12 protein-coding genes, 2 tRNA genes and 1 pseudogene are annotated in these 15,774 nt (G+C 40.7%); 11 read left to right on the top strand and 4 right to left on the bottom strand.

The features are described 5' to 3' along the window. Positions 1–251 precede the first annotated feature (251 nt). The 10 genes from alaS to rplS all read left to right on the top strand — a co-directional run bounded on the left by alaS (position 252) and on the right by rplS (position 9,013). Entirely contained in the window at positions 252–2,888 is a 2,637-nt protein-coding gene (alaS, locus tag IM45_RS01180) for an alanine--tRNA ligase (RefSeq protein WP_038498214.1), read from the top strand. A gap of 188 nt (positions 2,889–3,076) precedes the next feature. Then, the gene (gene csrA, locus IM45_RS01175; RefSeq protein WP_038498211.1) at positions 3,077–3,262 is read left to right on the top strand and encodes a carbon storage regulator CsrA; all 186 of its coding nucleotides are present in this window, start codon (positions 3,077–3,079) and stop codon (positions 3,260–3,262) included. Positions 3,263–3,425: 163 nt separating this feature from the next. Beyond that, a tRNA-Ser gene (locus tag IM45_RS01170) sits at positions 3,426–3,518 on the top strand. A gap of 8 nt (positions 3,519–3,526) precedes the next feature. Then, positions 3,527–3,603, top strand: a tRNA-Arg gene (locus IM45_RS01165). Between the two features lie 209 nt (positions 3,604–3,812). Continuing rightward, positions 3,813–5,384 carry a glutamate--cysteine ligase gene (gene gshA / locus IM45_RS01160; protein ID WP_038498208.1) on the top strand — a complete coding sequence of 524 codons (1,572 nt, stop codon included), beginning with the start codon at positions 3,813–3,815 and terminating at the stop codon, positions 5,382–5,384. Positions 5,385–5,672: 288 nt separating this feature from the next. After that, positions 5,673–7,037, top strand: coding sequence for a signal recognition particle protein (gene ffh / locus IM45_RS01155; RefSeq protein WP_038498205.1), 1,365 nt, complete (start codon positions 5,673–5,675; stop codon positions 7,035–7,037). A 63-nt stretch (positions 7,038–7,100) separates the two neighbouring features. Beyond that, entirely contained in the window at positions 7,101–7,343 is a 243-nt protein-coding gene (gene rpsP / locus IM45_RS01150) for a 30S ribosomal protein S16 (protein WP_038498202.1), read from the top strand. Position 7,344: 1 nt separating this feature from the next. Next, a complete protein-coding gene (gene rimM, locus IM45_RS01145) occupies positions 7,345–7,881 on the top strand; it encodes a ribosome maturation factor RimM (protein ID WP_038498199.1) in 537 nt (178 codons plus the stop codon). Positions 7,882–7,904: 23 nt separating this feature from the next. Beyond that, positions 7,905–8,651 (top strand): tRNA (guanosine(37)-N1)-methyltransferase TrmD, encoded by a 747-nt coding sequence (gene trmD, locus IM45_RS01140; RefSeq protein ID WP_038498195.1) that lies wholly within the window; start codon positions 7,905–7,907, stop codon positions 8,649–8,651. Between the two features lie 17 nt (positions 8,652–8,668). Further along, positions 8,669–9,013 carry a 50S ribosomal protein L19 gene (gene rplS / locus IM45_RS01135; protein WP_038498191.1) on the top strand — a complete coding sequence of 115 codons (345 nt, stop codon included), beginning with the start codon at positions 8,669–8,671 and terminating at the stop codon, positions 9,011–9,013. A 17-nt stretch (positions 9,014–9,030) separates the two neighbouring features. Here the strand turns inward: rplS and clpB are convergent, their stop codons facing one another. Next, a complete protein-coding gene (gene clpB / locus IM45_RS01130; protein WP_038498188.1) occupies positions 9,031–11,604 on the bottom strand; it encodes an ATP-dependent chaperone ClpB in 2,574 nt (857 codons plus the stop codon). A gap of 57 nt (positions 11,605–11,661) precedes the next feature. Further along, positions 11,662–12,624, bottom strand: coding sequence for a 23S rRNA pseudouridine(1911/1915/1917) synthase RluD (rluD, locus tag IM45_RS01125; protein WP_038498185.1), 963 nt, complete (start codon positions 12,622–12,624; stop codon positions 11,662–11,664). A gap of 96 nt (positions 12,625–12,720) precedes the next feature. Between rluD and bamD the strand changes: the two genes are divergently transcribed. Continuing rightward, positions 12,721–13,467 carry an outer membrane protein assembly factor BamD gene (gene bamD / locus IM45_RS01120; RefSeq protein ID WP_038498182.1) on the top strand — a complete coding sequence of 249 codons (747 nt, stop codon included), beginning with the start codon at positions 12,721–12,723 and terminating at the stop codon, positions 13,465–13,467. Positions 13,468–13,606: 139 nt separating this feature from the next. Here bamD and IM45_RS01115 read toward each other — a convergent pair. Beyond that, a pseudogene (locus IM45_RS01115) lies at positions 13,607–14,632 on the bottom strand (3-deoxy-7-phosphoheptulonate synthase); the annotation flags it as partial. Between the two features lie 224 nt (positions 14,633–14,856). Further along, a complete protein-coding gene (gene hdfR / locus IM45_RS01110; protein ID WP_038498179.1) occupies positions 14,857–15,681 on the bottom strand; it encodes an HTH-type transcriptional regulator HdfR in 825 nt (274 codons plus the stop codon). Between the last annotated feature and the right edge of the window lie 93 nt (positions 15,682–15,774).

Here is a 15,774-nt window from a genome sequence, read left to right as displayed (position 1 = left end):
GGCTATGAGATGACCATCAAATGGCCACCAACTGCTCTCTGCGTAGCAGTTATGAGCTATTTCCCACAGTTTATTCAACTTTCAATCAAATCGAATCATACACATTTATAAAATGTGTCCGATATTTTACTTCGTACTAAAGAAAACATATCTCAATTTTGGAATTTAACGATCTTAAACACTCATGTAGTATTTGACTACTGGGCTATTCTATTCAAGATTTAATCTTTTAGCATAATTATGAGACAACTATGAGTAATAATAGTACCGCTGAAATCAGACAGAAATTTCTAGATTTTTTTAACAGCAAAGGACATCAGATAGTAGCAAGTAGCTCGCTAGTATCTGATAACGATCAGACTTTGTTGTTTACCAATGCTGGTATGAACCAGTTTAAAAATCTTTTCTTAGGGCTAGATAAACGTTCATACCAGAGTGCGACTACCGCGCAGCGCTGCGTACGAGCAGGTGGTAAGCACAATGATCTTGAGCACATTGGTTATACCACACGTCACCATACCTTTTTCGAAATGCTGGGTAACTTCAGCTTCGGTGAATATTTCAAATACGACGCTATCCGATTTGCATGGGAATTATTAACAGGAGTGCAATGGTTTAATTTACCTAAAAATAAACTATGGGTGACAGTATATGCTACCGATTACGAATCCTATAACATATGGTACCATGAAATAGGTATACCACGTGAGCGCATTGTCCGCATCAGCGACAACAAAGGAAGCACTTACGCTTCAGATAATTTCTGGCAAATGGGCGATATTGGCCCCTGTGGCCCCTGTTCCGAAATTTTCTACGATCATGGCGACCACCTTTGTGGTGGACCACCTGGTAGTAAGGAAGAATACGGCGATCGCTATATCGAGATTTGGAACCTAGTATTCGTGCAATTTGATCGCCAGGCGGATGGCACGATGCTACGACTACCTAAACCTTCGGTGGATACCGGTATGGGTCTAGAGCGTATCGCAGCAGTGCTACAGCACGTTCACTCTAACTACGATATTGATCTCTTTCGTCAACTAATTACTGTAGCCGCAGAAATTACAGGTGCTCCCCATCTATGCAGCAAATCCCTACGTGTGATTGCTGATCATATCCGTTCGTGCGCCTTTTTGGTCAGTGATGGAGTAATACCATCTAAAGATGGGCGCGGCTATGTTTTACGCCATATTATCCGCCGTGCCATTCGTCATGGTTACATCTTAGGCGCTCGCGATACGTTTTTTTATCGGCTCGTCGCGCCCTTGATTGAAGTAATGGGTAGCGCTGCAGATCAGTTAAAACTACAGCAAAATATGGTCGAACGAGTGCTGCGAACTGAAGAGGAACAATTTTACCAAACTTTAGAGCGCGGATTGTCCTTGTTAGAAAATGCGCTAGCTAAACTTACCTGCGATACACTGGACGGTGAAACAGCATTTCGTCTTTACGATACCTATGGTTTCCCGTTATATCTAACCGTTGATGTTTGTCGTGAACGTCAGATTAAAGTTGATGAAGAAGGTTTTAAACGCGCCATGGAGGCACAACGTAAACGTGCACGAGCAGCCAGCAGTTTTGGCACTGATTATAATAGTATGCTGCGTATCGACCAGGGTACCTGTTTCTTAGGTTATCAGCACATGACGTACTCAGGTCGAGTTACTGCATTATTCTCCGATGGTAAGCCTATAAACGTGATCAATAATAGTATAAATGCGATAGTGATACTAGACCAAACACCTTTTTATGGACAATCTGGCGGCCAGGTAGGCGATAGTGGTGAACTCAAGGTAGCCAATGGTATTTTTCAAGTGGTTGATACTCAGCAATATGGTCAGTCTTTAGGTCATTTAGGTACGCTCCGCTATGGAGAATTGAAGATTGGGGACCAGGTTACAGCGCATGTCGATCAAACGCGCCGCAACCGTATTCAATTGAATCACTCTGCGACCCATTTGCTATACTCAACATTACGTCAAGTACTAGGCGAATATGTGGTGCAAAGAGGATCTCTTGTAAATGACAAGTATCTACGCTTTGACTTCTCCCATCATCAAGCTATACCACTGGAGCAAATACGCATAATCGAAGAGATAGTAAACCAACAGATACGTCGTAATTTGATAATCAAGACAGAAATTATGGCGCTGGATGCCGCACGTAATAAAGGTGTAATCTCTGTATTCAGAGATAAATATGAGTCCCAAGTACGAGTATTAAGTATAGGTGATTTCTCTACTGAGTTATGTTGCGGTACCCATGCGAGTCGTACCGGTGATATTGGCTTGTTTTCAATATCATCCGAATCAGGTATTGCTGCAGGAATACGCCGTCTAGAAGCAGTCACGGGTGAAGCAGCGCTCACGCGTTTACATGAGCAAAGCTATTTAGTGCAACAAATATCGCAAATTTTGAAAACAGATAGCAATAAATTAGTGCATAAAGTACGTGATTTACAGGATCTAGCCAAACAGTTAGAAAAAAAGCTCCAGCAGCTAAATAGCAAGCTAGCGGTACAGGAGATAACAGTATTAAACCGAAAAATCCGTGATATCAATGGTGCCCGAGTAGTTGTCAGCGACGTGAAACATTTAGAAAAAAAAATACTACGTACCATTGTGGAGGACATGAAGAATAAGCTGGGCTCAGCGGTCATAATCTTAGCTAATGTGTCTGAGGGCAAGGACCAAGTAAGCCTAATAGTCGGAGTTACTAGTGATTTAACCCATCGCATCAATGCTAGGGATATTATTAATACATTAACCCAGCAAATCGGCGGTAAAGGGGGAGGCAGCCTAGAAATTGCACATGCTAGCGACAGCGATCCCGCAGGACTTTCCGCAGCTCTATACCGTATAGAACAAATGTTGGTAGAAACACTTTGAAATAGTGGTGATAAACATATAAATAAAGGTAGACGCGAAGCAAATGATATCGACTAAACTGATACGATATAGATAAACGTGTTTTGTGTTTAGTGTACTACACAGCTTACTTTTTCAAGATATATTATAGATAATGGCGAAAAACTGAGAGACCAGACTATTTGAATATTTCAAGGAGCAAAGAAAGAATGCTTATTCTGACTCGTAGAGTTGGTGAAACCCTCATGATTGGTGATGAGGTAACTGTTACTGTTTTAGGCGTAAAGGGCAACCAGGTCCGTATCGGTGTGAATGCTCCTAAAGAAGTTTCTGTACACCGTGAAGAAATATACCAGCGTATTCAAGTTGAGAAATCGCAACAGACTATTTACTGATACTTGATTCCTGCGCCTTGCTCTAGGCAGGCGAGGCGTAACCACTACTTTGGATTGATCATGATTCTCCGGCAAGAGATTAAGCAGGAGAGAAAAAATGGTTTGACTTATCATGCTTAGAAAGTAATATGTGCGCCACGTAGTGCCCATTATAGCGTGCGTAGGTGAGGTGGCCGAGAGGCTGAAGGCGCTCCCCTGCTAAGGGAGTATATAGTAATAAGCTGTATCGAGGGTTCGAATCCCTCCCTCACCGCCACTAATTATGCATCCGTAGCTCAGCTGGATAGAGTACTCGGCTACGAACCGAGAGGTCGGAGGTTCGAATCCTTCCGGATGCACCATTCGTTTGTTATAGCTTCTTTCACCTTAGCGGTATTCTTAGTTTATGACCTTAATGTAGATGTATGTATCTTGCTCGACTTCTACTACTTATCACTTATGACGAAGCAGAAACACATATCTAACATTAACAGAATTAGCAACTTTAGGTGATCTAATGAGCTTGATTCCTTATGTTAATTAAAAATCTTATAACCTACAGGAGGTCAATTTGATACCGGACGTATCATCAGAGGCACTTTTCTGGTTGGAAGCTAATCCTCAGGCCTTACAGGGCATTTGTCGTGGCTTAGAACGTGAAACGCTACGTATTAATACTAAAGGAAATCTAGCACAGACCTCTCACCCTGAAACGCTCGGCGCAGCACTAACCCATCAGTGGATTACCACTGATTTTGCTGAAGCGTTACTAGAATTTATAACGCCGGTCACTCAAGATATTCATCACATGCTAACGCTGTTACGTGATATTCATCGCCACGTAGCCCGTAATCTTTGCGATGAATGGATGTGGCCAATGAGTATGCCTTGCTTCATCGATAGCACACAACCAATTCAGCTCGCACAATACGGTAGTTCTAATATTGGACTTATGAAGACTCTATACCGTAAAGGACTTAAAAATCGTTATAGTGCTCTGATGCAGATTATATCTGGGGTACATTATAATTTCTCTTTCCCTCTAGCATTTTGGCAGGCACATGCTGGCGTTAGCGATATTGAGCGAGGCAAGGAGGTTATCTCTGCCGGCTATCTCGGACTAATTCGCAATTATTATCGTTTCGGATGGATTATTCCTTATGTCTTTGGTGCATCCCCAGGTATGTGTGAATCGTTTATTAACAGCCGACAAACTAACTTGCAATTTAAAAAAGCACCATCTGGTTTTATTTATTTGCCTTATGCTACTTCGCTGCGCATGAGTGATTTCGGTTATACTAATCAATCACAAAATCAGCTAGATATCACCTTGAATAACCTAAAGAAGTATGTATTTGGGTTAAAGCAGGCAACATGTACCCCATATACTGATTACCAACGGATAGGGTTACAAAAAAATGGCCGTTATCTACAACTGAATACTAATATATTACAACTTGAAAATGAACTATATGCACCAATACGGCCTAAGCGAGTCGCCCAGAACGAAGAATCGCCTTCTGATGCCCTACTACGTGGGGGAATTGAGTATATCGAAGTGCGGTCGCTAGATATTAATCCCTTCTCACCAATAGGCATTGATGAGGAGCAGGTGCGCTTTTTAGATCTATTTTTAATTTGGTGCACTCTAGTTGAAGCGCCTAAAATGAGCGCTAAAGAGTTACTTTGTACCCGCATCAATTGGAATAAAGTTATTCTAGAAGGACGTAAGCCTGGGCTAACACTAGTTGTTGACTGCGGCCGTAGCAAACAACCTTTAGTAACATTAAGCAAATGGTTATTTATTGCTCTCCGGCGCGTGGCTGAGACTATCGATAGTAACAATGGGGATATCGAGTATCAGCGAGTATGTGATAAATTGATGGCCAGTGTTGATCAACCTGAGTTGACTCTATCTGCTCGCATCTTGAAAGAAATGAAAGAACATGGTATTCTTGGTCTAGGGTTGAATCTAGCAAACCAATATTTTCAGATCCTGAGTAAAGAACCATTAGAAGTATTAAATCAATTATCTTTCGACGAAGAGCAGGTACGCTCGTGGCAGTATCAGTTAGAACTAGAAGCAACAGATATGCTTAGTTTTGATGATTTTTTGACTAACAGGAACAACCACAGCTACTAATTGTTCCTCAATCAAAGTCAAATACCATTACTTTTCAGTATATCATACCCATATGATATACCCCTGTAGTGTGTATTGCTAACGAAAACGTCCTGACTAGTTTTTATTTATGCTTTTATCGACCTAAAAATCACTAAATAAGATGATTACTATTACTTTTGATATCTGCGATACTATCACTTTATTCATTTTTGGGTTGAGTAGTATTATATATACCTAATTAGTGTTAAACTAAAATTAGTAATAAGATGAACAAGCAATCTTTTCAGGTAAAGTAAATTAGTCAGCATGTTTGAAAATTTATCACATCGATTATTACGTTCCTTACGTAATATCAGCGACCAGGGACGCCTGACTGAAGTTAATATTAAAGATACTTTACGTGACGTTCGTATGGCACTACTGGAAGCAGACGTAGCGTTACCGGTAGTACAAGACTTCATTAGTAGGGTTAAAGAGAGTGCATTAAGTCAGAAAGTCAATAAGAGTCTGACCCCAGGGCAAGAGTTTGTAAAAATTGTACGCATTGAGCTGGTAAATGCCATGGGAGAACAAAATACCTCTCTTAACTTAGCGACGCAGCCACCGGCTGTAGTGCTAATCGTAGGTCAGCAGGGCGTTGGAAAAACAACCAGTGTTGTAAAACTAGGAAAATATTTACGGGACACAAATAGTAAAAAAGTGCTAGTAGTATCAGTAGATATTTACCGACCGTCAGCTATAAAACAATTAGAAATCCTCACTCAGAACATCGGCGTAGATTTTTTTCCTTCTCAAAACTGTCAAAAACCCATTGATATTGTTAATCAAGCGCTGAGATACGCACAACTTAAATTCTATGATGTTTTGCTAGTAGATACTGCTGGTCGTCTACATATAAATGACATGATGATGAATGAAATTCTTAACATCTATACTGTGATTAAACCAGTAGAAACTTTATTTGTGGTAGACGCAATGACTGGACAGGATGCCGCTAAGGCAGCTAAAGCTTTCAATAGCGCGATACCACTAACTGGGGTGATCCTTACTAAAGTCGACGGCACCTCGCGCGGTGGTGCCGCACTATCGATACGTTATATTACCGGAACTCCAATTAAATTTATTGGCATCGGAGAAAAAATAGATGCTTTAGAACCGTTCGACCCTCATCGTTTAGCCGACCGTATCCTTGGTATGGGCGATGTTTTATCGCTCATTGAAGAGATAGAACGTAAGGTAGATAACACCCAAGCTCAGAAGCTTGCTAGAACCTTAAATAAGGGCGACAGTTTTAATATGACAGACTTTATGAGCCAAATTAAGCAAATGCGTAATTTGGGTGGCATGGCTACCATAATAAATAAATTGCCAGGTATTAGTAAACTACCAGATGAAGTAAAGTTACAAATGCATGATGATCAAATGTTAATACGTATGGAAGCGATTATTTCTTCAATGACGGCTCAAGAACGCGTCAATCCAGAAATTATTAAAGGTTCTCGTAAGCGTCGTATTGCAGCAGGCTCTGGTATGCAGGTGCAGGACGTTAACCGTCTGTTAAAACAGTTCGAAGAAATGCAGCGTATTATGAAGAAAATGAAAAAAGAGGGAATGGTGAGAATGATACGCGGTTTGAAGAAAATGATGCCGCCAGGATTCATCTCGCGTTAACTAAATTATTGTATTAATCTTGATGGTTTTTGACTCAGAAACTAAGTATGAGGATGTTCTGTGATGGTTACAATTCGTTTGGCACGTGGCGGAGCTAAAAAACGTCCATTTTATCAAATTGTAGTAACTGATAACCATAATGCACGCGATGGTCGCTTTATTGAACGTGTTGGTTTTTTTAATCCGCTTGCCACTGGGCAAGCTCAAGATCTCCGTTTAGATATGGATAGAATTTCATATTGGATTAATCATGGTGCCAAAATATCGGAACGCGTATATGCACTAATAAAAAGTAAGAAAATATAACATGAGTATTGCAGCACCTGTGAATTCTGTAGTATTAGGTAACATTAGCTCAGCGTATGGCATTCGCGGTTGGCTAAAAATAGTTTCATCTACTGAATATGCTGAAAGTATTTTTGATTACCAACCCTGGTTTATTAAACGGGTGGATACATGGCAGCAGATTGCACTAGATGACTGGAAATCTTCTCATAATAATATAATTATTAAGATCAAAAATATTCAAAATAGGGAAGGGGCAAAACTATTAACTAACTGCAAAATTATCGTTGATGCTTCGCAATTACCAGATCTATCTGATGGTGAGTACTACTGGAAAGACTTAATTGGTTGCCAGGTAGAAACTGTTAATGGTTATCAGCTAGGTCAAGTAATTAACTTAATGGAAACTGGCTCAAATGATGTTATCATCGTCAAAACTAATAAAAAACATAATTTTTTCATAAAAGAGCTATTAATTCCATTTCTCTATGGTAAGGTGATTAAGAACATAGATCTGACGACTCGTGTTATTCAAGTTGACTGGGACCCGAGATTTTAACCCTATAGGACGGGAAAAAGCTCATGTGGATTGGCTTTATCAGCCTATTTCCGGAAATGTTCCGTGCTGTTACTGATTATGGAGTGACTGGCCGCGCCGTAAAAAATGGTTTACTACATGTACATTGCTGGAGTCCACGTGAATTTTCTCACGACCGCCATAAGACCGTAGATGATCGTCCTTATGGCGGTGGACCAGGAATGCTATTGATGATGCAACCATTGCTTGATGCGATCCATGAAGCCAAAAATCAAGCTGGCAAATTAGTTAAAGTGGTATATCTCTCTCCTCAAGGACGTAAGCTTGATCAACAAGGAGTGTATGAACTAGCAGCAAACCCTAAGTTAATTCTAGTCTGTGGTCGCTATAAAGGTATTGATGAGCGTTTAATTGCCACGGAGATTGATGAAGAGTGGTCAATCGGTGATTATGTACTCAGTGGCGGTGAGTTAGCAGCAATGATACTAATCGATTCGATTACCCGATTGATTCCAGGAGTACTTAGTCACGAAACTTCCGCTACTGCAGACTCCTTCGCTGAAGGATTGCTAGATTGTCCGCATTATACTCGTCCTGAGGTTTTGGGTGGTATAGAGGTTCCACCTGTTCTGCTATCAGGGAATCATGCAGATATACAGCGCTGGCGCCGGAAACAGTCTTTAGGCCGTACTTGGCTTAGAAGACCTGAACTTCTAGAAAAATTATCTCTTACTGATGAGCAAGAGATATTGCTAAAAGAATTCAAACGTGAATATTCACTTCTTCAATAAGAGATATTAGTATAATTATGAGTAACCTTATTAAATATATAGAACAAGAGCAGATGAAAAATCTACCATCTTTCCGCCCAGGTGACTCAGTAGAAGTTAAGGTCTGGGTTGTTGAAGGCAGTAAAAAACGTCTGCAAGCATTCGAAGGGATAATTATTGCTATTCGTAACCGCGGTTTACATTCTGCATTTACTGTTCGTAAAATTTCCAACGGTGAAGGTGTTGAGCGCGTATTCCAAATGCACTCCCCGATAGTAGATAGTATTACTATTAAACGTTGTGGTTTCGTTCGTCAAGCTAAACTATATTATTTGCGTGAACGTACCGGTAAGGCTGCGCGTATTAAAGAACGTATAAACTAACTCAGCTAAGAAAGTTTTCACTGGCTGACTACTATATTATTGTCTTTCACATCAAGTTTGATTAGTTTACCTGGCTGTAAGTGTCCAGATAGTATCTGTTGGGATAATGGATTTTCTATTTTCTGCTGTATAGCGCGTTTCAGCGGCCGTGCCCCATAAATCAAATCAAAACCTGCTTTACCTAATAAAGCTAGCACTTCGTCGCTGATAGTCATAGTGTTTCCCTGTTCTTCTAAACGTTTATAAAGATGCTGTAGCTGGATCTGGGTAATTTTCATAATGTGTTCATGACCGAGCGGATGAAAAACAACAATCTCATCGATACGATTAATAAACTCAGGCCGGAAATGATCGCGAACTATATCAAAAACTAAATCTTTCATTTCCTGGTAATTTAGTTGACGAAAATGTTCGTGAATAACATCGGATCCTAGATTGGATGTCATAATTACTACGGTATTGCGGAAATTAACTGTACGACCATGGCTATCAGTTAATCGTCCCTCTTCTAATACTTGCAGTAATAAATTAAACACGTCCGGATGAGCTTTCTCTATTTCGTCTAGTAAGATAATTGAGTAAGGTCGATGGCGGACGGCCTCGGTAAGATAACCACCTTCTTCATAGCCAATATATCCCGGAGGAGCACCTACGATCCGCGATACCGAATGTTTTTCCATAAACTCAGACATATCTATACGCACTATCGCAGCATCGCTATCAAAAAGAAAAGCAGCTAGAGCTTTACATAGCTCTGTTTTTCCTACTCCGGTAGGTCCCAGGAACATAAAAGAACCAATTGGCCTGTTAGGGTCTGCGAGACCAGCTCTACTACGGCGGATGGCGTTAGAAACCGCTTCGACTGCCTCGTTCTGGCCTACTATCCTTTTATGTAGATCTTGCTCTATCCGTAGAAGTTTAGCTCGCTCGCTTTCTAGCATACGCGATACAGGAATACCTGTCCAACGTGCTAGTACTGCAGCAATTTCCATATCTGTTACACGATTACGCAACAAACGCATACTTTTACCTTCAGATTGCGAGACTACCGCTAATTTTTTCTCGAGCTCAGGAATTTTACCATATTGTAGTTCCGACATGCGTGCTAGATCTCCGATACGACGCGCTTGCTCGATGTATATTTTGTTTTTTTCTAGCTCTGCTTTTATATTTTGGGTTCCGGATAAGGAAGCTTTCTCCGCTTTCCATTCCTCTTCTAGCTCAGAGTAAACACGTTCTTTTTCAGCTAGTTCTTCATTAAGCATATTAAGACGTTTAAGGCTAGAATCATCTGATTCTTTCTTTAAAGCTTGTTGCTCTAGCTTCAACTGAATCATTCGCCGTTCTAAGCGATCCAACTCTTCTGGCTTAGAGTCAATCTGTATACGGATACTGGAAGCTGCCTCATCGATCAGGTCAATAGCCTTATCTGGTAATTGCCGATCTGCGATATAGCGGTGAGATAACATCGCTGCAGCTACTATAGCGGGATCCGTAATCTGTACATGGTGATGTAGCTCATATCGCTCTTTTAGACCACGTAGGATAGCGATGGTATCCTCAACGGTCGGCTCAACGACGAATACTTTCTGAAAACGCCTTTCTAGCGCCGCATCCTTCTCAATAAATGTACGGTATTCGTTTATGGTGGTGGCACCTACGCAATGCAATTCGCCACGGGAAAGAGCTGGCTTAAGCATGTTACCAGCATCCATAGTGCCATCGGCCTTACCGGCGCCTACCATAGTATGTAATTCATCAATGAATAAAATAACATGACCTTCTTTTTTTGAGATCTCGCTGAGCACGTTTTTTAGCCGTTCTTCGAATTCACCACGGTATTTAGCACCAGCTACGAGTGCTCCCATGTCCAGCGATAGTACCCTATTATTTTTTAGTCCTTCGGGAACCTCACCGTTCACGATGCGTTGGGCAAGCCCTTCTACGATTGCAGTTTTACCAACCCCAGGTTCGCCGATTAGTACGGGATTGTTTTTAGTACGCCGTAGTAAAACCTGAATGGTACGGCGGATTTCTTCGTCACGACCTATAACAGGATCTAGTTTCCCCTGTTCCGCGCGTTCAGTGAGATCAATAGTAAATTGGTTTAATGCTTGAAGCTGATTTTCTATATCTGGAGCATTTACTTGCTGCCCATTACGCATGTGATCTATAGCTTGGGTAATAGATATTGTAGTGGCACCAGCCGATTTGAGTAATTCTGCTAAGGTACCATGCGACTCAATTGATGCTAGTACAAAAAGCTCAGATGAAATAAAACTATCAAAACGTTTTTGCGCAAATTGTTCACATAAATTAAATACACGTACTAAATCTGGCGATGGTTGTACGTTGGCGCTAGTACTTTTTTCCTGCGGTAATCGCTTGCAGGCTTGTTCCACTGCTATAATTAATTGTGAGATATTAACACCTGCATACTGCAGTAACTGGCATAAGGTACTACCTTCCTGCTTGAGCAAAATCACCATGACGTGTAAAGGTTCTATGAATTTATTAGCACGCCTCATAGCTAATGACTGAGCGTCGACTAGGGCTAGTTGAAATTGATTAGTTAAACGATCCAGACGCATAATGCCTCCTACTACTGGTAAAAATAGTCACAATGGAGATTTCATATAACAGTTAGTTCATGTCAACCTAAATTTTTCAGTATCAGCTTTCAGTGCATTCACTAACTCGACCATATCTTGCGGTAACGCTGCATGCCACTCCATCTGAAGAACAGTGATAGGATGGTATAATCGTAGCATAGTCGCATGTAGCGCTTGGCGATCGAATCGGCGCAATACTTCCATTTCCATGGTATCTTTACGTATGTACTTACGGCAGTTATATTTTTGATCTCCTACCAAAGGGTGGTTGATATAGGCCATATGTACTCTAATCTGATGAGTACGGCCGGTTTCTAACCTTAGCCGCAACCTAGTATGGGCGTGAAAATGTTCCATGATGCGGTAATGCGTCACCGCTGGTTTACCTAACGGATGCACTGTCATATGTGTGCGTTTGGTTGCATGGCGGGCAATAGGTTGTTCTACAGTGCCGCCGGCAGTTATGGTGCCAATAGTTATTGCTTCGTATTCACGGGTAATATTCCGTGCCTGTAATAAATCCACTAATCTAGTCTGCGCCGGCACAGTTTTGGCTACTACCATCAAACCTGTGGTATCTTTGTCTAATCGGTGGACGATGCCTGCACGCGGCACATCTATGATCGGTGGATAATAATACAGCAAAGCATTAAGTATAGTACCGTCGGTATTACCAGCGCCTGAGTGTACTACCATATCTCGCGGTTTGTTTATGACAATAATATCATCATCCTCATACACAATATTCAACGTAATATTCTGCGGTTTCCAGTGCTGCTCATTTTCCATCACCATAGATACTTCAATTTTTTCACCGCCGAGTATTTTCTTTTTTGGAACTACAGTGACCCTACCGTTTACCTTAACTTGACCATTTAATATCCAATTTTTAATTCTAGATCGCGAATGATCATAGAATAATTTGACCATAACGTGATCTAAACGTTGCGCGAATGGTGCATGATTCACATTTCCAGTAAGATATCGATCTTGCGCCATATTGAAGTCTCTTCATTAAAGTCATGCTGTGTTATACATAGAGTTACTATGACACAATATAACACTTTGAAGAACACGTTAAAACTTATAAACTGAATGATGCACATAAAATATTTAGTTACAGTAGCAACACTAAGCATGATCTTAGTTAATTGTTCCAGTAACACAAATGCAGTTTTTAATCATATACCATCAGAAGTTTATACCTCAGCGCGGCAAAAACTACAGGATGGCTACTATAAGGAAGCCATCAAAGAACTGGAAATACTTGATAACTACTATACGTTAGGTACCTACACGCAGCAGATACAACTTGATTTAATATATACTTACTATAAATTATATGAACTAAAAATGTCGCAAATTATTATTAATCGTTTTCTACATACGAATCCTAACCATCCAAATATTGACTATGTGCTCTACATACGTGGTCTTATTAATATGGTGTTGGATGAAAGTGCATTACCTAAATTATTATTTGTTGGTTTTAATAACTCTGAACAGAATCCAGAATATGCTCATGCAGCTTTTCGTGATTTTTACCAACTCATTTATTATTATCCCTATAGCCAGTATGCTATAGATGCCAAGAAACATTTTATTTATCTTAAAGATCGGCTAGCTAAGTATGAGCTGTCGGTCGTTAAATACTATCATAAAAGAGGAGCTTATATCGCAGTAGTAAATAGAGTTGAGCAAATGTTACGTCATTTTCCTGATACCAATTCTACATACCAAGCACTACCGTATATGGAAAATGCTTACCAACAATTGCAACTTAACGGCCAGGCTGAAAAAGTTGCGAATATTATTCGTAACTTTTTTTCCAGCAATCTATAGATTAATAGAATCGATAGTTTTTAATCTTTATGCTCTTTAGCATATCCTCACGATAGCTGCATGATAGTATATATGTAGTACATACATTATATTTTATACTCATAGACATGTATCTAGTTTTACACGGTCGTAGAACTAACTACAGTTCACGATGCAATTCACGTAGCATATGGTCAGTCGTATGCCAATCTATGCAGGCATCAGTTACTGACACACCGTAACGCATTTGGTTCTGTGGTAATTCTGAAGACTGATTTCCTGAGTAAATATTACTTTCTATAATTAAGCCTATAACCGAACTATTGCCCGCTTTAATCTGCGCGAGTACAGACTTTACTACGTCAATTTGACGGCGATAATCTTTATTAGAATTACCGTGGCTACAATCGATGATCAGCGCTGATGACACACCAGCCGAAGCCATCTGCTTTTCACAATCTGCGATATCTCGCGGGTGGTAATTAGGCTGGTTACCACCACGTAAGATGATATGACCGTCTGGATTACCATTAGTCTGTAATAAGCAGATCCGACCAGCCTGATTAATTCCCATAAAGCGGTGCGCTATCGCGGCTGCACGAATCGCATTTATCGCAGTAGTCAGGCTACCGTCGGTACTATTTTTGAAACCTACCGGCATCAATAAGCCTGAGGCCATCTCGCGGTGAGTTTGGGATTCTGTGGTACGTGCGCCTATAGCCGACCAACTGAATAAGTCACCAAGATACTGGGGAACATTCGGGTCCAGCGCTTCAGTGGCTAGCGGGAGCCCTATTTTTACTAGTTCTAGCAACAAACCACGAGCCATCTTAAGCCCAACTTCTACATCACAAGATCCGTCCATATAAGGATCGCTAATAAGACCTTTCCAGCCAAAAGTAGTCCTAGGCTTTTCAAAATAGACCCGCATTACAAGATATAGTCTCTGGCTTAATTCAGAGGATAAAATTTGCAAACGATAGGCATAATCAAGAGCTGCATCGATATCGTGGATAGAACATGGACCACATACCACTAGCAAGCGAGGATCACGGTGGTGAATGATATCAGAGATTATCTGACGTGACTCGATAACTGATCGTTTTGTTGCATTACTGAAAGGAAACAAAATTTTTAATTGTTCTGGTGTAATCATCACTTTTTCATCGCTAAGAGAGACATTATCGCGAAGGTTTTGAAGACTACTACTTTCCTTATCGCTGTAAGATTAATGTTTATATATTGCGAACGTATATTATAAGCGTATACCTTAACAGCAAAAGTTATGTTTTCAATCTATGCCTCGAAATAAATTACTACTATTGGTAGTTTGGTATCTAGGAGGGAGTAGTACGTTGCGGAATAAAAGAAGAGAGATAGACCAATAATACGTAGTCATCGCAGTTTAATTTAAATAATAGGGGTTTTCAGCAGTTGCCGTATTAACGGGCGTTGGTCGCTGTTTTGTAGCCAGACAGCGTACAATGGTCTAACCACTGATGGCACTTCACGAATTGGCTGTAAATCTGGCCAGCTATGGGCCCAATGACTTGGTAAAAAAGCACAAGCACCGGTAGCTGGTAGCAATTGACGTGTTAGTTGCGCTGAACTCGTTATCATCAGCGGCGCTCGTTGGTTTACCAGTAACCTGCTTTCATGATAATGAAAATCGTTACCCCATTCTAACTGAATATAAGGACGCTGACTACTGACGAATGTGGTACTGGCGGCAAACAGCGTTAAGGAAAAACTACCCAACTGCTGGCTAGTTAATTCCTCTATCTTTGGCGCTTCAGTGGTAATTAGTAAATCTAATTGCCGCTTATGCTGTTCTTTTATCAATCCTTGATGTCCTAGTAGTGCTACACGCGCTTCTAGATGTAGTTCTGGCCTTTTATGATAGATATTTAGTAACCACTCTCCCAACCAAGCCTCCCACAGTGAGGCGCTTGCACCTATGGAGAGCCAGTCTTGCTGCAACGATTGGGTTACTTCTTGTTTAGCGACTTGCCAGGTAAACATTAGGTTTTGCGCATAAGGTAGCAGCCTTTCTCCTGCACCTGTAAGGCAGATATTATGGCGATGACGAGTAAATAAACTTACCCCTAGTTGTGTTTCTAGCTTATGTACGCGGAAGCTCACCGCAGATGGAGTTAAGCAAAGTACTTCAGCGGCCCGGCCGAAATGTTTAGTGCGGCTTACTTCTAAAAAAGTTTTAAGTAATTCTATGTTCACGATGCTCTCCAAAAAATTTTATCGTGATGATTAAAATGTTTTGTTTTACAGAACGTCAAGCCTAACTAATACTCCGGGCCATAAATAAAAAAA

The organism is Candidatus Palibaumannia cicadellinicola (assembly GCF_000754265.1).
GTDB lineage: Bacteria > Pseudomonadota > Gammaproteobacteria > Enterobacterales > Enterobacteriaceae > Baumannia > Baumannia cicadellinicola_B.
This window is presented reverse-complemented; position numbering and strand designations above follow the sequence as displayed.